This is a genomic window from Planotetraspora mira (assembly GCF_016863275.1).
GTDB lineage: Bacteria > Actinomycetota > Actinomycetes > Streptosporangiales > Streptosporangiaceae > Planotetraspora > Planotetraspora mira.
The window spans coordinates 472,099-490,427 of the sequence record NZ_BOOO01000004.1 but is presented as its reverse complement, the minus strand read 5'-3'; the positions used below and the strand labels follow the sequence as shown (position 1 = coordinate 490,427).

The 18,329-nt window shown below is 71.0% G+C and carries 20 protein-coding genes; 11 read left to right on the top strand and 9 right to left on the bottom strand.

Annotation, left to right across the window (positions count from 1 at the left end; all coding sequences use genetic code 11):
• The first annotated feature begins 5 nt into the window (after positions 1-5).
• Both Pmi06nite_RS05775 and Pmi06nite_RS05770 read left to right on the top strand, forming a co-directional pair.
• Complete coding sequence (locus tag Pmi06nite_RS05775; protein ID WP_203951756.1) at positions 6-464, top strand: rhodanese-like domain-containing protein; 459 nt, start codon at positions 6-8, stop codon at positions 462-464.
• 40 nt (positions 465-504) lie between these two features.
• The gene (locus Pmi06nite_RS05770; RefSeq protein ID WP_203951755.1) at positions 505-720 is read left to right on the top strand and encodes a DUF6203 family protein; all 216 of its coding nucleotides are present in this window, start codon (positions 505-507) and stop codon (positions 718-720) included.
• Here Pmi06nite_RS05770 and Pmi06nite_RS05765 read toward each other — a convergent pair.
• Positions 713-2,098, bottom strand: coding sequence for an MFS transporter (locus tag Pmi06nite_RS05765; protein WP_239113681.1), 1,386 nt, complete (start codon positions 2,096-2,098; stop codon positions 713-715). The genes Pmi06nite_RS05770 and Pmi06nite_RS05765 overlap by 8 nt on opposite strands.
• 82 nt (positions 2,099-2,180) lie before the next feature.
• On the opposite strand from Pmi06nite_RS05765, the gene Pmi06nite_RS05760 reads away from it, so the two are divergent.
• On the top strand, positions 2,181-2,732 hold the full coding sequence (locus Pmi06nite_RS05760) for a TetR/AcrR family transcriptional regulator (RefSeq protein ID WP_203951754.1): 552 nt from the start codon (positions 2,181-2,183) through the stop codon (positions 2,730-2,732).
• Here the strand turns inward: Pmi06nite_RS05760 and Pmi06nite_RS05755 are convergent.
• On the bottom strand, positions 2,707-3,702 hold the full coding sequence (locus Pmi06nite_RS05755) for a GlxA family transcriptional regulator (RefSeq protein WP_203951753.1): 996 nt from the start codon (positions 3,700-3,702) through the stop codon (positions 2,707-2,709). The two genes, Pmi06nite_RS05760 and Pmi06nite_RS05755, sit on opposite strands and share 26 nt — an antisense overlap.
• A 72-nt stretch (positions 3,703-3,774) precedes the next feature.
• Between Pmi06nite_RS05755 and Pmi06nite_RS05750 the strand changes: the two genes are divergently transcribed.
• The 3 genes from Pmi06nite_RS05750 to Pmi06nite_RS05740 are packed head-to-tail and all read left to right on the top strand — an operon-like array spanning position 3,775 to position 6,651.
• Positions 3,775-5,034, top strand: coding sequence for an MFS transporter (locus Pmi06nite_RS05750; RefSeq protein WP_203951752.1), 1,260 nt, complete (start codon positions 3,775-3,777; stop codon positions 5,032-5,034).
• Positions 5,031-5,693: a peptidyl-tRNA hydrolase gene (locus tag Pmi06nite_RS05745; protein WP_203951751.1), complete on the top strand. Its 663-nt coding sequence runs from the start codon at positions 5,031-5,033 to the stop codon at positions 5,691-5,693. Before Pmi06nite_RS05750 ends, Pmi06nite_RS05745 begins: the two co-directional genes overlap by 4 nt.
• A gap of 46 nt (positions 5,694-5,739) precedes the next feature.
• Positions 5,740-6,651, top strand: coding sequence for a hypothetical protein (locus tag Pmi06nite_RS05740; protein ID WP_203951750.1), 912 nt, complete (start codon positions 5,740-5,742; stop codon positions 6,649-6,651).
• 7 nt (positions 6,652-6,658) lie between these two features.
• Here Pmi06nite_RS05740 and Pmi06nite_RS05735 read toward each other — a convergent pair whose 3' ends face one another.
• Positions 6,659-8,524: a CASTOR/POLLUX-related putative ion channel gene (locus Pmi06nite_RS05735; RefSeq protein WP_203951749.1), complete on the bottom strand. Its 1,866-nt coding sequence runs from the start codon at positions 8,522-8,524 to the stop codon at positions 6,659-6,661.
• 68 nt (positions 8,525-8,592) lie between these two features.
• Here Pmi06nite_RS05735 and Pmi06nite_RS05730 point away from each other — a divergent pair, with 68 nt between their 5' ends.
• A complete protein-coding gene (locus tag Pmi06nite_RS05730; RefSeq protein WP_203951748.1) occupies positions 8,593-9,180 on the top strand; it encodes a Maf family protein in 588 nt (195 codons plus the stop codon).
• Between the two features lie 10 nt (positions 9,181-9,190).
• Positions 9,191-9,955 carry an EI24 domain-containing protein gene (locus Pmi06nite_RS05725; RefSeq protein WP_203951747.1) on the top strand — a complete coding sequence of 255 codons (765 nt, stop codon included), beginning with the start codon at positions 9,191-9,193 and terminating at the stop codon, positions 9,953-9,955.
• A gap of 49 nt (positions 9,956-10,004) precedes the next feature.
• Here the strand turns inward: Pmi06nite_RS05725 and Pmi06nite_RS05720 are convergent, their stop codons facing one another.
• Complete coding sequence (locus Pmi06nite_RS05720) at positions 10,005-10,802, bottom strand: SDR family oxidoreductase (RefSeq protein ID WP_203951746.1); 798 nt, start codon at positions 10,800-10,802, stop codon at positions 10,005-10,007.
• A gap of 178 nt (positions 10,803-10,980) precedes the next feature.
• On the opposite strand from Pmi06nite_RS05720, the gene Pmi06nite_RS05715 reads away from it, so the two are divergent.
• Complete coding sequence (locus tag Pmi06nite_RS05715; RefSeq protein ID WP_203951745.1) at positions 10,981-12,048, top strand: DUF4192 domain-containing protein; 1,068 nt, start codon at positions 10,981-10,983, stop codon at positions 12,046-12,048.
• Between the two features lie 27 nt (positions 12,049-12,075).
• Here the strand turns inward: Pmi06nite_RS05715 and Pmi06nite_RS05710 are convergent, their stop codons facing one another.
• Complete coding sequence (locus tag Pmi06nite_RS05710; protein ID WP_203951744.1) at positions 12,076-12,426, bottom strand: hypothetical protein; 351 nt, start codon at positions 12,424-12,426, stop codon at positions 12,076-12,078.
• 222 nt (positions 12,427-12,648) lie between these two features.
• On the opposite strand from Pmi06nite_RS05710, the gene Pmi06nite_RS05705 reads away from it, so the two are divergent.
• Positions 12,649-13,170 carry a DUF1707 and DUF4870 domain-containing protein gene (locus Pmi06nite_RS05705; protein WP_239113680.1) on the top strand — a complete coding sequence of 174 codons (522 nt, stop codon included), beginning with the start codon at positions 12,649-12,651 and terminating at the stop codon, positions 13,168-13,170.
• A 16-nt stretch (positions 13,171-13,186) separates the two neighbouring features.
• Here the strand turns inward: Pmi06nite_RS05705 and Pmi06nite_RS05700 are convergent, their stop codons facing one another.
• The 4 genes from Pmi06nite_RS05700 to Pmi06nite_RS05685 all read right to left on the bottom strand — a co-directional run bounded on the left by Pmi06nite_RS05700 (position 13,187) and on the right by Pmi06nite_RS05685 (position 17,648).
• The gene (locus Pmi06nite_RS05700) at positions 13,187-14,713 is read right to left on the bottom strand and encodes an ATP-dependent DNA ligase (RefSeq protein WP_203951742.1); all 1,527 of its coding nucleotides are present in this window, start codon (positions 14,711-14,713) and stop codon (positions 13,187-13,189) included.
• 151 nt (positions 14,714-14,864) lie between these two features.
• Positions 14,865-15,239: an FKBP-type peptidyl-prolyl cis-trans isomerase gene (locus tag Pmi06nite_RS05695; protein ID WP_203951741.1), complete on the bottom strand. Its 375-nt coding sequence runs from the start codon at positions 15,237-15,239 to the stop codon at positions 14,865-14,867.
• A gap of 176 nt (positions 15,240-15,415) precedes the next feature.
• Positions 15,416-16,138 carry a general stress protein gene (locus Pmi06nite_RS05690; RefSeq protein ID WP_203951740.1) on the bottom strand — a complete coding sequence of 241 codons (723 nt, stop codon included), beginning with the start codon at positions 16,136-16,138 and terminating at the stop codon, positions 15,416-15,418.
• 70 nt (positions 16,139-16,208) lie between these two features.
• Positions 16,209-17,648, bottom strand: coding sequence for a GuaB1 family IMP dehydrogenase-related protein (locus Pmi06nite_RS05685; protein ID WP_203951739.1), 1,440 nt, complete (start codon positions 17,646-17,648; stop codon positions 16,209-16,211).
• Positions 17,649-17,755: 107 nt separating this feature from the next.
• On the opposite strand from Pmi06nite_RS05685, the gene Pmi06nite_RS05680 reads away from it, so the two are divergent.
• Positions 17,756-18,253 carry a GyrI-like domain-containing protein gene (locus Pmi06nite_RS05680; RefSeq protein ID WP_203951738.1) on the top strand — a complete coding sequence of 166 codons (498 nt, stop codon included), beginning with the start codon at positions 17,756-17,758 and terminating at the stop codon, positions 18,251-18,253.
• Positions 18,254-18,329 lie beyond the last annotated feature (76 nt).

The following is an 18,329-nucleotide window of genomic DNA, read 5'->3' as shown; positions in this document are numbered from 1 at the left end:
GGAAGATGTCCTTCGTCACGAGCACTCCGGCCGCCGTCGCCGCAGCCGCGGTCGCGCACTTCTCCGGGCGCCTGTCGCATGAGGCGGATGTTTCCGACGTGCACGCCGACCTCGCCGCGGGCGAGCCCGGCATCGTCGTCGTGGACTCCCGCGGGGACGAGAGTTGGCGGCAGGGCCGGATCAAGGGGGCCGTGCACCTGCCCACCGCTCAGATCGCCGAGCGGGCCGCCTCGATCATCCCCCGGGACGTCACCGTGGTGACGTACTGCTGGGGACCCGGCTGCAACGGCGCGACCCGGGCCGCGCTGGAGTTCGCCAGGCTCGGCTATCCCGTCAAGGAGATGATCGGCGGCTTCGAGTACTGGGCACGGGAGGGATTCCCCGTCGAGACCGACCACGGCGTGGAACGTCGGCCGGCCGACCCCCTGACCGCTCCCGTCGGCGGCATCGCCTGCGACTGCTGACGGCCACATGAAAGGGCAGGCCACGGGTAGTCGAACCGATATGAAGCGGATACTTCAGCTCTTCGTCACCCGCTGGCTGGCCCGCACGCCTCTGGGCCTCATCCTTCTCGGCATCGGCTGGTGGATCATGCGGAAGAGGCGCGCGGACCGTGAGGGACGGGCCCCCGGCATGCGTGAGCCGGGCCGCAGGCCTCGCGACCCCTCCATGTACCGGGGGCCGTCCGACCGCGGCCGACGCAGGTCGCGGGTCAGCTAACCGGGCGCGGCGGTCTGAGGGCGAGGGCCGCCGTGACCAGGGCGAGCGCGGCGAACACCGCGCCGCCGCCGAAGGCGACCGCGATGCCGTGGACGAGGGGCCCGTGTTGTACGGCCGAGCCGTACACGGTTACGAGCGCCGCGGAGCCCAGCGCCCCACCGGCCCAGACCGTCGTCTGCGCCAGTCCGGAGGCCGCGCCGGACTCCTGAGGGGCGACTCCCGTGAGGATGGTGGCGTTGAGCGGCATGAAGCTGAGGCCGCCGCCGAGCCCGAGCAGGACCATCGGGCCGAACAGGCCGCCGAGGTAGCCCGTGCCGGCGGAGACCTGAGTCAGCCACGCCATCCCGGCGAGGCTCACGGTGACGCCCGCGAGGACGATCCGCCTGGCCCCGAAACGCGGCAGCAGGCGCGGAACGACCCGGACGACCGAGAACTGGGTGACCGCCATCGGCAGGAACGCGAGCCCCGCCGCCAGCGGGTCCATGTGGAGCACCCACTGGACGAACTGGGTCATGAAGAAGAAGAAACCGAACATGCCCGCCGCCAGGAGCAACTCGATCAGATAGGCGGCCGAGCGGGCACGGTCCGCCAGCAGGCGCAGAGGCATGATCGGCTGCCGTGCCCGGGTCTCCACCGCGACGAACGCCCCGAGGAGCACGAGCGCGGCGGCCAGGCCCGGCAGCGCCTCGCGCCACCCGCTGTCGGCGGCGGTGATCAGCGCGTACACCAGCGACACCATGCCGCCCGTCACGGTGGCCGCCCCGGCGAGGTCGAACCGGCCGGGATGCGTGCCCGAACGGGCGATGAACCGGGGGGCCAGCACGACGACCGCCATCCCGATCGGGACGTTCACGAAGAACACCCAGCGCCAGGACGCGGCGTCGGTGAGCACGCCGCCGAGGATGAGCCCGATCGCCCCTCCCGCGCCGGTCACGGCGGAGTAGACGCTGATCGCGCGGTTCCGCGCGGCTCCCTCCGTGAACGTGGTGGCGATCAGGGCGAGGATGCTCGGCGCGGCGATCGCGGCGCCCACGCCCTGTACGGCCCTGGCCGCGAGCAGACCCCATTCGGCGGTCGCCAGGCCGCCCAGCAGGGAGCCGAGGGTGAAGACGGTCACTCCGGCGGTGAACACCCTGCGCCGGCCGAGGATGTCACCGGCCCGCCCGCCGAGGAGGAGCAGGCCGCCGAACGCGAGCAGGTACGCGTTCATGACCCATGACAGGCCGGTGGGGGAGAAGCCGATGTCCTGCTTGATCTCGGGCAACGCGATGGTGACGATCGTGGAGTCCAGGCCGATCATGAGCTGGCAGGTCACGACGATCGCCAGGGCTACGCGGGGGTGCGCCGCCGTACGAGGGGATACGGTGAGCGTCGACAAACGAGCCTCCAGGAGATTAAGTGGAGGAAGCCTCCGAATCGCAATATACGGAGGCTACCTCCGCTTTGCAAGGGTGTCGACTATGAGCAGGCCCATGCGCGCCGACGCGCGCCGCAACTACGACCGTCTGCTGGAGCAGGCCCGGGAGCTGTTCGGGCAGGACGGTCCCGACGCGCCGATGGAGGAGGTCGCCCGCCGCGCGGGTGTGGGGATCGGGACGCTCTACCGGCACTTCCCGACACGTCAGGCACTCCAGGAGGCGGTCTACCGGGACCAGATAGAGATCCTCGCCGCGGAGGCGGAGGAGCTCGCCTCGCACCCGGATCAGGGGGAGGCGCTGGTCACGTGGCTGCACTCGACCCTGGCCCACTCCGTCGCCAAGCGCGGGCTCAACACGGCGCTCGTGGCCACGCTCGGCCCGGAGTCGGAGTTGTTCGCCACCTGCCGTGAAATGCTCTACCGGGCCGCCGGTCTCCTGCTCGGCAGGGCACAGGAGGTGGGAGCCGTACGCGAGGACCTGGAGGTCGCGGAGCTGTTCAAGGTGATCCACGCCCTGTCGGTCGCGACGGAGCGGTCACCCGAGCTCGCCGACCGCATGATCACGTTGTTCATCGAAGGGCTGGGGAGCCGGTAGAGGGGACCACGTCGGCGAACGGCGTGCGGAAGGTCTGACGGTAGGCCAGGGGCGAGACTCCCACGGCCGTGTGGAGGTGCTGCCGCAACGAGACGGCCGTGCCGAAACCGGCCTGCCGGGCGATCACGTCCACGGGGAGGTCCGTCGTCTCCAGCAGATGGCGGGCGTGCTCCACCCGTAGCCGGGTCAGCCACCTGGCTGGACTCAGGCCGGTCTCCTCCCGGAACCGCCGCGTGAACGTCCGGACGCTCATCCGGGCGTGTGACGCCAGGACGGCCAGGTCCAGCGGGTCCTGCAGGTTCTCCAGCATCCAGGCGCGGGTGGCGGCCGTGCTCGTGCCCGCCGGGTCGGGGAGCGGGCGCTCGATGTACTGCGCCTGGCCTCCCTCTCTGAACGGTGCGGTCACGCAGCGCCTGGCCGTCCGGTTGGCGACCCCGCTGCCGTGGTCGCGGCGGATGACGTGCAGGCACAGGTCGATCCCCGAGGAGACGCCCGCCGAGGTCAGGATGTCCCCGTCGTCGACGAACAGCACATCCGGCGTGAGCCGTACACGCGGGTAGAGGGCGCGGAACAGGTCGGCGTTGCGCCAGTGCGTCGTCGCGGGACGGTCGTCGAGCAGGCCCGCGGCGGCCAGCACGAACGCGCCGGTGCAGATGGACAGGATCCGGCTGCGCCGCGCCGCCTCCCGCAGCGCGTCCCGCAGGTCGGGGTCGATGGTGCCGTCGGTCATGACCGAGCCGCTGTGGACCCCCGGGATCACCACCGTGTCGGCGCTCGTCAGCACCCCGAGGTCGTGGTCGGGCACCACGCTGAATCCCGCGGCCGAGGTCCGCACCGGCAGCCCGCCGGGCGTGCAGGTGACCACCTCGTAGAGGGGGTCCGGATCGACGGCGCACCAGAACACCTGGCCCGGAATGCCGACGTCGAGAGTCGCGAAGTCATCCAGGACCACTACGGCGATGCGATGCATGGCCTGATTCTTTCACATATTGGCCATCCGGCCACTGGCCGGGCGGAGCGGCGCCGTTCAGGATTGGGGCCCATGAGATCTCTGCATCGCGCCTGGATCGTGGCCGCCGTCGCCTTCGTGGCCATCATCGGGGCCGCGGGCTTCCGGGCCACCCCCGGCGTGTTGATCACGCCGCTTCAGGACGAGTTCGGGTGGACGAGGGGCACGATCTCGCTCGCGGTCTCGGTCAACCTGATGTTCTACGGCCTCTTCGCGCCCTTCGCGGCGGCTCTGATGGACCGGTTCGGGATGCGGCGGGTGGTGACCCTCGCCCTGCTGCTGGTCGCGGCGGGCAGCGGCCTCACCGTCTACATGACCGCGAGTTGGCAGCTCATCGCCCTGTGGGGGGTGCTGGTCGGGGCGGGAACGGGCTCGATGGCGCTCGTCTTCGCGGCCACGCTCACCGACCGGTGGTTCGTCAGCCATCGCGGCCTCGTCACCGGGGTGCTGACGGCCGGCGGCGCCACGGGTCAGCTCGTCTTCCTTCCGGTGCTCGCGCACATGGCCGAGATGCAGGGCTGGCGGACCGCGGCGCTGACCGTGTCGGCCGCAGCCCTCGCCGTCGTCCCGCTCGTGTGGTTCCTGCTCCGCGACACTCCGGAGGAGGTCGGCCTGACCGCGCTCGGCGCCACCGAGCCGGCCGTACGGCCCGCCGGCGGGGGAGCGGCCGCGCGGGCGATCAGGGTGCTGGGCCAGGCGGCGCGGCGCAGGCAGTTCTGGTACCTCGTGGGCGGCTTCGCGATCTGCGGGGCCAGCACGAACGGGCTGGTGGGCACCCACTTCATCCCGGCGGCGCACGACCACGGCATGGGCGAGACCGCGGCCGCGTCGCTGCTCGCGGTCATCGGCGTCTTCGACATCGTGGGAACCGTCGCCTCCGGCTGGCTGAGCGACCGGGTCGACTCGCGGATCCTGCTCACCTTCTACTACACGCTGCGTGGTCTGTCGCTGCTGGTCCTGCCGCAGCTGTTCGCCGCGACGACCCAGCCGAGCATGCTGGTGTTCATCATCTTCTACGGCCTCGACTGGGTGGCGACCGTGCCTCCGACGGTGGCCCTGTGCCGCAAGATCTTCGGTCAGGAGGGGTCGGTGGTCTTCGGCTGGGTGTTCGCCTCGCATCAGGTCGGCGCGGCCATCGCGGCGAGCGTGGCCGGTGTGACCAGGGACCACCTCGGCAACTACGACCTCGCGTGGTACGGCGCGGGAGTGTTGTGCCTGTTCGCCGCGCTGATGTCGTTCCGCGTCATCACCGGGACGGGGCAGAGCCGGAAGGCTGCGATCCTGGTCGGGTGACCGAACGTGTACTTCCCCTCGTGGTCAGGATCGAGCGCGCCGCCCCACCGGAGCGCACCGACGCGCTCGAGGCCGCGGCGACGGCCGTGCTGAGCCTGCTCGACCCCCTCCAGGAGCAGAGGGACGCCTGGGACGAGGCCATCACCGAATGGGAGGACCACCGGATCCGGAAGGTGGTCAGACGGGCGCGGGGCGCGGAGTGGCGGCGCGTGCTGGCGCTGCCCGGCATCACCGTGACGGTGCGCACCGCGGAGGTCCGCGTCCATCCGCCGGTGCCCCTGGACGACTGGCCCAAGGACCTGTCGCGCCTGCAGGTCTCCGGCACCGATCTCGCCGACTCCGCGCCGCCGCCGTCGGCCGCGGACGGGCCGGTGCTCTGGATCAACCCGCACCTTGACATGACCGCCGGCAAGGCGATGGCTCAGGCGGGGCACGGCGCGCAGCTCGCGTGGTGGGGATCCGACGAGTCCGCCCGGGCCGCGTGGAGGGACCGCGGGTTCGCGACGGCCGTGCGGACGGCGGGTCCGGACAGGTGGTCCACGCTGGTGGACAGCGGCCTCCCGATCGTCAGGGACGCCGGCTTCACGGAGATCGAACCGGGCTCCGCGACGGTGGTCGCCGACGCCCCCTGGCTGCGGCTGGGCGTTTTCGAAGTGTGATCGAGATCGGACACGAAATACCGGGATATGCCGTACGCTCCGATCCGTGGCACCTGGGGACTATGGGACGAAAGCTGTTCCCACTTATGTTGCGGCCGAGGCGGAGACGACCCCCCTCCCGAAGATCACGGTTCCGCTGGCTCCGCCGGCTCCTCCGGGCGGGCGCAAGGGGCTCGGCGACCTCCCGATGCGGGTGATCTACCGGATCATCGCCGGCGCCGCCGCGGTCGTGGGGGTGGGCACGGTGGCGACCATCGTGGTCCTCGGCAAGACCGGATCCGAGCCTCCTCACGCGGCCGCCGCGAAGCCGGCGCACTCCCCGCTGATGGCCACGGCGACTCCGACCCTGAGCCCGTCGCCGACTCCCACACCGACCCCCACACCGACGATCCCGGCGGTGCTGGCGGCGGCGTTCGCCGACTCGCGACTGCAGGAACTGCCCGACACCGAGAAGAAGCTGGGCCGGCTGCCGGGGAAGCCCGCCCCCAGGCACGGGGTGCTCAAGGACCGCCGGTCGGGCGTCTCCGTCCCGAAGTTCACCAAGGTCTGGCGGCCCGTGAAGACCAAGGCCTTCGGCTCGCGGCAGGATCTCCCCCAGGTGAAGGGGTCACCGGTCCGCGGCATGGTCATCTCCTGCCCCCTGCCCGTCGCGGCGCAGGACGACATGCGCGACACCGCCCTGCTGGCCGCCCGGTGGACGCTGAAGTACCAGCCGAAGGGCACCACGCTGACCTGGACGGCGATGGACGACCTCACCATCGGCAAGAGGGACGCCGTCGTGCTCGGCTTCAACGCGCACTACAAGGTCAAGGGCAAGAAGCGGACCTCGTCGGCCGCGGTCGTCGTGATCGACGTCCCGAACAAGAAGCCCGCCCTGGTGTACGCCGTCATCCCGGACACGCAGAAGAAGGCCTGGCGCGACATCAACAGTGTGGTGTCCGGGATCAAGGTGCCCTGACGCGGGGTCAGCGCTCCGCGAGCACGATCACCGAGTCGCCGGGCCCGAGCACCACAAGGCGTGACCTGTCCGGGTTGAGGACGACGCCGAAGTGCGGTGCCTCGCCCGATCCCGCGGCCAGGCGATACCCGATCGCGGTCTCTCCCCTCCGGCGGGCCGCCTCGACCACGGTGGGGAAGGCGACCGGCGCACCCCCGGTGACGTAGTCGTCCGCCGGGCGCGGGTAGATCTCCGATCCGCGGGAGTCGAAGAGGTAGCCGAACACCTCGCTCAGGTGCGGGCTCTCGGCGAGTTGCGCGAGCAGCAGACCGACGACCGTGTCGCTGATCACGATGTCGTCGGCCTCGGTCACCTCCGCCAGCGTGCGGTTGTTCTCGTCGTGCATCTCGCTCACGATCGAGTACCGCTCGCCCAGGGTCGCCTGCATGTCGCGAAGCTGCAGCAGGGTCATCAGCGTGCGGGTGTCCGCATGGTGGGGATGGTGCCGGTCGTCCGACAACACGATCACGTGCTGGTAGAGCCCGACCTCCAGCGACTCCAGGGCGTACCTGTCGGTGGTCTCGCAGTCCTTGACGCTGACCGTGAGGTTGTGCAGGCCGACCAGTCCGTCACCGGCTCCGGGGTGGTCGCTCGCGACGTCGAGGACCGACCCGGCGGGGACGTACCCGTCGAGGTAGCGCACGATCTGGGCCGCCCGTGCGTTCCAGCCGAGCAGCAGGGTCCGCCCGGGTCCCGGCCGCGCGCGTTCGTGGTCGCGGATGTGCTCCTCATCGATCGCGGCGGCGTCTCCCGCCAGCCGGATGAGGGAGTCGTCCTGGGCGATCACGATGATCTGGTCGGAGGTGCCCAGCAGGGTGTCCATCGGCGGGTTGAGCATGACGCCCCCGGCCGTGCGCAGGCCGATGACGGTCGCGGAGGCGTAGGCCCCCAGCGTCTTCCCGTACGGCTGGCCCGCGAGCGCCGGGTCGGAACGGAGGTAGATCTCGCCGCCGTCGAAGTTCAGCAGGTCCATGCACACGACCGACATGCCGGACTGCCGGGACGACTGCACGATCAGCCGGGAGACGGTGTCGACGGAGTCGACCAGGTGGACCCCCGGGCCGCCGGCGAGGCGGGCGGCCGCCATGTTGCCGGAGGCGGCGATGGCGGCCACCACCGGCGGATGGTCGCCGGCCCGCTTGGCCAGCGCGAGCAGCGTCTTGATGACATGGGCGTCCGGCTCCTCGCTCTGCGGGGACAGGACGACGACGGAACGCGCCGCGTCGAGGTTCATCAGGTCGAGGTCGGCGGGCTCGGTCGGCCGCCCGGTGCGGCAGACCAGGCGCGTCTTACCGGTGTCGCCGACCCGCGTGCGGATGGCGTCCTCCATCGCGGGCTTGTCCATGTCCGCGAGGATCGCGATGACCGACCCCCGCTGACTGGCGTGCGCCTTCACGAGTTCGGAGACGATCGTGAAGACCTGCTCGGACCAGCCGAGGATCACGGTGTGGCCGCTCTCGATGATCCGCGAGCGGCCCTTGCGCAACTCCTCGATCTTGCCCTTGAGACCGGTGGAGAGCACGCCGACCAGGATGCTCACGATGAAGATGCCACCGAGTGACGCGACGAGCATCAGGCCGAGGAACGGGGCGGTGCCGGTATCACTGGCGATCTTGCCGGGGCTCAGGGCGCGCATCAGCGTCATCCACAACACGCCGGTCCAGCCCTCGTGGGCGTTCACCTCGCCTGGCGTCAGCCACAGGACCAGCCCGCTGACGGCCAGGATCAGGGTGACCGACAGAAGGGCCAGCCAGCCGATGAGGGCACCCGTGCCCTTCGCCATGGTGTTGTCGAACCAGTACCTCAGGCGTTCCCTGACAGTCGCCCTCGACAAAAGACAGCTCCTCCGGACAAATACGATCATTGATCGACTCATATTAGGGGCCACTAGGCTCTGGTGGTGTGACTCAGCTTGTTCTGGCATCCGCTTCCCCTGCTCGTCTCGGTGTGCTGCGCGGGGCCGGCCTCGACCCGAAGGTGATCGTCAGCGGGTTCGACGAGGAGGCCGTCGTGGCCGACTCGCCCGAGCGCCTCTGCCGGGCCCTCGCCGAGGCCAAGGCGTCCGTTGTGGCGAAATCCCTGAAGTCGGGGATCGTCATCGGCTGTGACTCGGTGCTCGAACTCGACGGAGTCGCGTACGGCAAGCCGGGATCGCCCAAGGAGGCGATCGAGCGGTGGCGGGCGATGCGGGGCAGGCATGGGCGGCTCCTGACCGGCCACTGCGTCATCGATGTCGAGGCCGGCCGCGCGATCTCCGAGGTCGGCGCCACGGTCGTCCGGTTCGGCTCGCCGACCGACGAGGAGATCTCCGCCTATGCGGCGAGCGGGGAGCCTCTGCGGGTCGCCGGGGCGTTCACCCTCGACGGACTGGGCGGCTGGTTCATCGACGGCATCGACGGCGACCACGGAAACGTCCTCGGCATCTCGCTTCCGCTGCTGCGCCGTCTTTTCGGTGAATTGGGTGTGTCCGTCACGAGCCTGTGGCGCTAGCCTGCCGGGCATGAGCGGCATCGGACGGCGGGGAGTCGGCGGTTTCGCCGACGGCATCGGCTTCGTGCTCAAGGGAGCCGGCTGGGTGGCCAGGCATCCACGGTGGTGGTTGTTCGGGCTGATCCCGGCGTTGATCGCCCTGGTGCTCTACGTTTTCGCACTGATATGGATCGGCACGCACGCGTCCGATGTGGCGGAGTGGGTCACCCCGTTCGCCGACGACTGGGGCTGGCGTGACGTCTTCCGCACCCTCGTCGGCATCATGATCTTCGTGGGCGGGCTCGCGCTCGCCGTCGTGACCTTCACGGCGGTGGCCCTGGCCATCGGGGAGCCCTTCTACGAGAAGTTGTCGGAGAAGGTCGAGGAGGATCTCGGCGGCCTTCCCGGTGGGGTGGACCTGCCCTTCTGGCGGACGTTCTTCCGGTCGATCCGCGACAGCCTCATCACGCTCGTCTACGTCCTGATGTTCACCGTTCCCCTGTTCGTGCTGGGCTTCGTTCCGGTCATCGGGCAGACGGTCGTCCCGGTACTCGGCGCGATCGTCTCCGGGTTCTTCCTCACCGTGGAGTTGACGGCCCTCGCCCTGGAGCGGCGGGGCGTCGCGCGCAAGGAGCGGTTCGCCCTGCTCCGCTCCAACCTGGCCATGTCGCTGGGCTTCGGCATCCCCGTCTTCCTGGCCTTCCTCGTGCCGCTGGTCGTCGTCGTCGCGATGCCGGGGGCCGTGGCGGGGGCCGCCATGATGGTCAGGGGACGGCTGGCCGTTTCGCCGTCGTGAACGCGCCGGGCGGCCGGCCGGTGCACGATGGCGGACCGCTCGTGATGGATCACCCCGCCGGTCTCTCGGCGGTGTTCGCCGCCGCCCAGACGTCCGCCGTGAAATCCAGGAACCGCTCGTGGTCGGTGGCCCGAAGGCGCATGGCCGACTCCGTCTCCGGATGGGTGAAGATCAGGAAGCGCTCCTCCCGCAACCCTTCGACGACGATGTCGGCGACCGCCGCGGGCTCGATGGACTCACCGTTGAGACGCAGGAACCGGCCGACCGGTGTGTCGTGCACCCCTGCGGTCAGCGGCGTGTCCACGAAGGCGGGGCACAGGCACGAGAAACCGACCCCCGACCCCCGATAGAGCACGGCCAGCGACTCGGCCAGGGCCAGCGCGGCGTGCTTGGTGACGGTGTAGGGGACGGCGCCGGGGACCATCAGCAGGCCGACCGCGGAGACCGTGCTGAGCAGATGACCGCCACCCCGCCGGACCATGGCGGGAACGAGCGCGCGAGCCGCCCAGACATGTGCCATGACGTGCACGTTCCACTGCGTCAGCCAGCCCTCGTCCGCCGCGTCCAGGGCGCCGAGGGGCTGCGCCTGGCCCGCGTTGGAACAGAAGAGGTCGATGGGGCCGTAGACCCGCTCCGCCTCCGCGATCACTCGCAGGATCTCCCGCTCCCGGCTCACGTCGGCGGCGATCGCCACGCCTCCCACCTCGTCCGCCACCTTCCTGGCCGCCGCGCCGTCGCGGTCCACGACGACGACCCCCGCGGCGACCGTGGCGAACCGCGCCGCCATCGCGCGGCCGATGCCGCTGCCCCCGCCCGTCACCACCACATGCTTTCCGTCCAGTTCCATACCGGCCACCGTTCCCCGCGCTGGACGAGACGTCCCACCCCAAAGGTGACCGTGCGACACCCACCCTGGGCGCCCGGCCGCAGGCAGGCACGCGTGTGGTCCTGTGGACAACCGCTCTCCTCCACAGAACAGCGTTAAGCGTCCGATCGCCGCGGGTGCCTCGGCGAGGCTCTCGGCCATGACCACCACCCCGAAGCTCGTGCTCTCCAGCCCGGCGGACATCCTCGCCGCCGTTCCCTACCTGGTCGGGTTCCACCCTGCCGACAGCCTCGTCGTGATCGGCTTCGCCGGGGCGGCGCTCCAGCTGAGCACACGGTGGGATCTGCCGCCGGAGCCCGGCGACCTCGATCGCCTCGCCCCGTTGTTCGTGCGGGAGGGGGTCACCATGGCCGTCCTCGTCGGGTACGGCCCGGAGCCGGTCGTGGATTCCGCCGTCCTGGAGGCCGGCCGGCTGCTGGAGGAAGCCGGCGTCCGCGTGACCGAGGCGCTGCGCGCCGAGGACGGGCGCTACTGGTCCTACGCGTGCCCGACCATCGTGTGCTGCCCCGACGAGGGGCTGCCGTACGACCCGGTGTCCAGCCCGGTGGCGGCAGAGGCGGTCGTGCACGGGCTCGTCGCGCTGCCCGACCGCGGCAGCCTGCGCAGGACCGTCGAGCCGAGTGCGGGAGGCGCGATGCGGGAGGCGTCACGGCGCGTGGCGGCCGACCTGCGGGCGAGGCTGGCCCGGCCGCCGGGGCAGGTGAGCGACGCGGTCGCGGCGGAGTTCGTGGCGGGCGGTCTGGCGAGAGTCCGCGCCGCGATCGACCTCTACGGCTCGGGCGGGCGTCTGGACGATCGCGCCGCGGCGCGCCTCGGGTTCGACCTCGCGATCATCCGGGTGCGCGACGAGGCGTGGGCCCTGCTCGACGACCGGGACGCCCACCTGGCTCTGTGGAAGGACCTGACCCGGCGGCTGGATCCCCTTCACGTCGCGCCCGCGGCCTCACTGCTCGCCGCCGCGGCCTGGCGGTCGGGAGACTGCGCTCTGGCGGGCATGGCGGTCGAGCGCGCACTGGAGGCGGACGGCGCCTACTCGATGGCCCACCTCCTCCGGGAGGCGCTGGTCCATATGCTGTCGCCCGGCTCGCTCCTGGACCGGATGCCCACGCCGGAGGACCTGGACGCCGAGATGGGGCCGCCCAGGGGATGCTGGCTCGGCCCCCTCGTCACGTGGTTGTCCGGCGAGCCGTCCGCGCGGGCGGGCTGACGGGGGAGGAGGGATCGGGGCTGGGGGTCAGGCGTGCTCGCCGCTCTCGGCCTGGCGGCGCCGCTCGTTGTAGGCGCGCATCCGCGCCGGGTAACCGGTGAGCTGGACGTCGTACACAGGCAGGGCCAGATCCCTGGCGACCTTCCTGATGACGGCGGGCGACCCGACGCGGCGGCGCGTCCACTCCCCGTCGTGGGCCACTGCGACCGCGGTGGTGTCGGTCGCGAACGTCTCCGGTTCCACGAAGAACTCCACGCCGCGTCGTGACTTGGCGAAGTCGATGAGGGTTTCGATGTCGGAGTTCGTGGCCTCACGGTCGAATTTGGCGATCCGCGGGCCTCGAAGCCGCCGGATCCCGTAGCGATCGCGCCATTTCATATGCCTTGTATACCGTTCCGATTATCACGTTGGTGTTAAGAGGGTCTTCTCGGGGCCAGGTAAGGGAAGTCCCCGATGGACCGAATGGCGATTCGCCGCGCAAGATGGAAGGAGACCCGGCGCAGCGCGGGTGATTCCACCGACGGAAGGCATGGTGTGATGCCGGCGGCAGTGACACCACCGTGGCAGGGGCGGGCACCGATGCCCCACCCGGGGCTGAGGGTGACCAACCAGGACCGCGAGCGGGTGGTCGAGCATGTCCAGGCGGCCTTCGCCGAGGGCAGGCTGGACAAGGACGAGATGGACGAGCGGCTGCATCTCGCGATGACCGCCCGTACCCACGCCGACCTCCTGCCGATCATGAACGACCTGTACGGCGCCCGCGCGGAGTTCGAGCCGAGTCCGCCGTCGGCCGCGGCCGATCCGGAGCCGGACGCCGGGGAACGCGTCGGCGGGGCGGCCGCCCACCTGCTCACCCTGTGCGGGCTCTTCGTCATCGGTCCCTTGATCATGCTGCTCGCGGGGGGACGCACCTCGCCCTACATCAGGCGGCACGCGCTTGAGGCGCTCAACTTCCACCTCACCGTGCTGGGCGCGACCCTGCTGCTGCCGTTCACCGTGATCGGCGTGGTCCTGCTGCCGTTCATCTGGATTCTGGGGTTCGTGTTGTCCGTCGTCGGCGGCGTCGCCGCCCTCGCGGACGGCCGGTTCCGCTACCCGCTGACGGTCCGATTGGTGAAGTGACGGGGCGAGCCTGAAGTCAGGGCATGAGCGCACGGACCGCGGCCACCGTGTCGGCCTCCTCGGCCCGCTTGTCGGGCCGGTAGCGAAGGACGCGGGCGAACCGCAGCGCCATGCCGCCCGGATAGCGGGTGGACCGCTGGACGCCGTCGAAGGCGATCTCCACCACCAGTTCGGGCTTGACGGAGACGACCCAGTCCTCCGTCGGTCCCGCCGCCAGGCGCAGGAACTGCTCGGTCTGCCAGGTCAACAACTCGTCGGTCAGGCCCTTGAAGGTCTTGCCGAGCATCACGAACCCGCCGGTCTCCGGGTCGAGCGCGCCCAGATGAAGGTTGGACAGCCAGCCGTTGCGCCGCCCGCTGCCCCACTCGGCTGCCAGCACGACCAGGTCGAGGGTGTGCCGCGGCTTCACCTTGATCCATCCGGCGCCCCGCCGGCCCGCGGCGTACGGCGTCGACGGCGACTTGACCACGACGCCCTCGTGGCCCCGCCGTACGGCGTCGGCGAAGAACGCCTCGCCCTCCTCGGCGTCGGCGGTGACCAACCGGGGAGTGACCAGCTCAGGGGGGACGGCCGCCTCCAGTGCGGCGTGACGCTCCTCGTCGGGAAGGTCGAGCAGGTCGGCGCCGCCGGCCCGGAGGGCGTCGAAGAAGAAGACGCTGAGCGGAACGGTCTCCCGCAGCACCGCGACGTCGGTCTTGCTGGCCACTCGCCCACCGGTGACCTGGAAGGGCTCCGGCCGGCCGTCGGGTCGCAGCGCGATCACCTCGCCGTCGAGGACGAGATCGTCCGACGGCAGCGCGAGGACGGCCTCGACCAGTTCGGGCACCTGCGCGGTGATGTCGTCCAGGGTGCGGGTGAAGACGCCCACGTGCTCGCCGGAGCGATGCGCCTGGACCCGCACGCCGTCGAGCTTCCACTCCACGGCCGCCGGTCCGCCGATCTTCTCCAGTGCGGCGGTGACGTTCGGGGCGCTCTGCGCGAGCATCGGGGCGACGGGACGGCCGACCTCCAGCCTGAACGCGCGCAGTTCCTCGACGCCGCCGCGCAACGCCGCCGCCCCGACGGCGGGCAGCCATCCGCGCAGTGTCAGCGCTCTGCGGACCTCCGCGGAAGGGGCGCCGGAGGCCTTCGCGATCGCCTCGATCATCACGCCGTCGAGCGCGCCCTGCCTCAGCTCCCCGGTCAGCAGCCGCTGCAGGAACGACTGCTCCTGCCGTGTCACCGCGCCGAACAGGTCGGCCAGCAGCGCCTTGCGCGCGGCCTGAGAGCCTGCCCCCGACTGCGCCTTGATCCGCTGCAGCAGCGAGTCGATCTCGGTCAGGGTGGCGACGGCAACCTGGCGCGGCTCAGGAACGTCCTGGAGAGTGCGCCAGCCGACGCCGATCTGGCGCTGCGGCAGCTCTCCCGAAAGGTAGGCGACCGCGATCTCGGCCTCGTCGGGCCCCACCCGGCTCAGGAGCTCGGCCAGATGCGCGATCTTGGCCAGGCGGGCGGCGTCGGACGCGACCGCCGCGGACGTCCTGGCGACGTCAATCAGCAACACATCGTAATCCTGCCCTACGCACCGGCGTTTGCCCACGGTGGGCCGTCACGTCGCCGCCACACGGGGCCGTCGTCGTGTCACCGGGCCGCCCGCACCACCCCCCGGGGGGCGGCCCCGGCGATCGGCGCGCCGAGTGCGCCGAATGAAGCGATCAGCCGACGCCGAGCAGGTCGACGACGAAGATGAGCGTCTCACCCGGCTTGATGGCGTTGCCCGCGCCGCGGTTGCCGTACCCCAGGTGGGCCGGGATCGTGAGCCGGCGACGCCCGCCGACCTTCATGCCTGCGACCCCGCGGTCCCAGCCGGCGATGACCCGGCCGCCGCCGAGCGGGAATTGGAAGGGCGTCCCGCGGTTCCAGGACGCGTCGAACTCTTCGCCCGTGGAGAACGCGACGCCGACGTAGTGCACGGTCACGGTGTGCCCCGGCTTGGCCTCCGGTCCGTCCCCCTCGACGAGGTCGACGATCTCGAGGTCCGCCGGAGGCGCGCCCTCCGGGAAGTCGATCTCGGGCTTCTCGAGTGCCACGTGGGTCTCCTGTTCTATCCGCGCCGGATGTTTCCGGCCGACCGAACGACTCTACCGAAGATCGCCCAGACGACCGACGCCCTCCCCGAGTCTGGTGGAAAGGGCGTGGTCAGCGGCACGACGGACCTGCCTCCGAAACCGGGGTGGCAGTCCGGATTGTCGCGGTTGAAGATGGTTTACTGCGGACGGTTCCGGCGGCTGTCGGCCCCGGGTCCGTGCTCCATGTCCGGCCGGCCGGACTCGGTCCTGCTCGTATCCGTGCGGCGCGCCTCCGGCCGCTCCATCGACGGCCTGCCCGGCATGCCCATCCGGTCCTGACCGGACGGCGCCTGCATGCCGCCGCCCTGTCCGGCACCGCCCGGCATGTGCATGGTGCCGGGGCCCTGTGCGGTCCCGCCCTGGCCGGGGCCGCTCGTCATGGCGCCGGAGTCGGCCAGCGCCGCCCGGGCCTGGTCGACCATGGGTGCCGCCACGAGCACGTCGTAGCGGCCCGCGACGATCGAACTCCTGGACGAGAAGTCACGCGCTCCACGGCTCAGGGCGTGGGCCACGTATCCGAAGATCGCGCCGACGATGGCGGCCCAGATGATGGACCACACCACGATGCCGATGAACGAGATCGTGGTGGCGGTGAACAACCCCAGGAACAGACCGATGACGAGGCCGATGACGGCGCCGTTGCCCAGCCCGCGCAGGGCCGCCCTGCCGGAGGTCAGCCTGCCGGTGACCCGCTCTTCGAGCCGGAGGTCGCTGCCGACGATCGCGGACTGCTCCACCGGGAAGCCGATGTCGGAGAGGGCGTCGACCGTCCGCTGCGCCGACGCGTAGTCGTGGTAACTGGCCAGCGGGCGCATGTCGACCATGGGTGCGACCGTCCCACTGGCGGGAGAACCGAACATCTTCGCCTCCGTCGGGTTGTGCGGTCGTGACGACACGGCCCTACCCGACGGTGGCCTGATATGCGCGTCCTTACCAGCTCTGGTGGAGAGGCATGCCTTCTGTGTACCCGGACGCGCTCTGGATGCCGACGACCGCCCGCTCGTAGAACTCCTCCAGGCTGGCCGCTCCGGCGTACGTGCACGAGGAACGCAGGCCGGCGACGATCTCGTCGATCTGGTCCTCGACGCTGGGGCGCACGGGATCCAGGTACATCCTCGAGGTCGAGATGCCCTCCTCGAACAGCGCCTTGCGGGCCCGCTCGAAGGGCGAGTCGTCCACGGTGCGCAGCCGTACGGCACGGGCGGAGGCCATGCCGAAGTTCTCCTTGTACTTCCGGCCGTCGGCGGCGGTGCGAGTGTCGCCGGGGGATTCGAACGTTCCGGCGAACCAGGATCCGATCATGACGTTGGACGCGCCCGCGGCGAGCGCCAGCGCCACGTCGCGAGGGTGCCGTACGCCGCCGTCCGCCCACACGTGGCGGCCCAGACGGCGTGCCTCGGCGGCGCACTCCAGCACGGCGGAGAACTGCGGCCTGCCCACGCCGGTCATCATGCGGGTGGTGCACATCGCGCCGGGCCCCACGCCGACCTTGAGGATGTCGGCCCCGGCCTCCACCAGGTCGCGGACCCCCTGGGCCGTCACGACGTTGCCTGCGGCGACCGGCACGCCGGGGTTCAGCCCTCGTACGGCCCTGAGCGCCGCGAGCATCTTCTCCTGGTGGCCGTGCGCGGTGTCGACGACCAGGACGTCGGCGCCCGCGTCCAGCAACTCCTTGGCCTTGGCCGCCACGTCGCCGTTGACGCCGACCGCCGCGGCGATCCGCAGCCGGTTGCCCGCGTCGACGGCGGGCTCGTAGAGGGTCGCCCTGAGCGCGCCGGTGCGGGTGAGGATGCCGACCAGATGCCCCTCGGCGTCCACGACGGGCGCCAGGCGGTGGCGGCCCTCGTGCAGCGCCTCGAAGGCCGTCTGCGGGTCGGTTTCCTGGGGAAGCGTCTGCGGCGACGGTGTCATGACCTGGGCCAACTGGGTGTACATGTCGACGCCCTGGCAGTCGGCCTCGGTCACTACGCCGACCGGGCGGTTCTCCCAGTCGACGACGATGACGGCGCCGTGTGCCCGCTTCGGCAGGAGGTTGAGCGCCTCGCCGACGGTGTCGTGGGGCGTCAGCGTGAGAGGGGTGTCATGGATCAGATGCCGGCTCTTGACCCAATCGATGACGTTCGCCACCACGTCGAAGGGGATGTCCTGCGGGATGACCGCGATGCCGCCGCGCCGCGCGATGGTCTCGGCCATGCGGCGCCCGGCCACGGCGGTCATGTTGGCCACGACGATGGGGATCGTGGTGCCGGTGCCGTCGCTGGTCGACAGGTCGACGGCGAGCCGTGAACCCACGGCCGAGCGTGATGGGATCATGAACACGTCGCTGTACGTGAGATCGTAGGGCGGCGTCACATCATTGAGGAATCGCACGTTTGCCCAGCCTACGTCGTGAGTCTTCCACTCCTTGCATTCCCCAGGGGAGACGGCGCCAGACGCTGTGAACGCCGGATAGATTTACTCGGTTGAGAGGAGGAGCCGTGGTCATCGTCGACCGGCCTGAACTGCTCATCGTCGGCCATGCCGTAAGGACGACCAACGCCGCGGAGGCCGATCCGTCCCGCGCGCAGTTGCCGGCCTTGTGGGCGCGGGCGGGCTCACCCGGCGCCTTCGCGCACGTGCCGAGCCGTGTCGATGAGAACCTCTATGCGGTGCTGACCGACTACGAGGGCGATCATTACGGGGCGTACACGCAGGTCGTGGGGATCGCGGTGCACAGCGCCGCCCGGCTGCCCGAGGGAATGGTCGCCGTCCGCGTGCCCGGCGTTCCGGCCATGCAGGTCGAGGCGCGCGGCCCCATGCCGGGCGCGCTGATCGAGGCCTGGCAGCAGGTGTGGAAGCACACCGAGTCGGGCGGGGCGCCCCCGAGGGCGTTCACCACCGACCTCGAGGTCCACCACCGGGGAGGGGCGGACCTCTACGTCGCCGTCATGCCCTCCTACGGCGACCCCCGCCCCACCCCCTCATCTCCCGCGTGATCATGCGCAGGTTCGGCGACCCCCGCCCCGGCCTGCGCCTTCATCCCGCGTGATCATGCACGGATTCGGCCGCGTC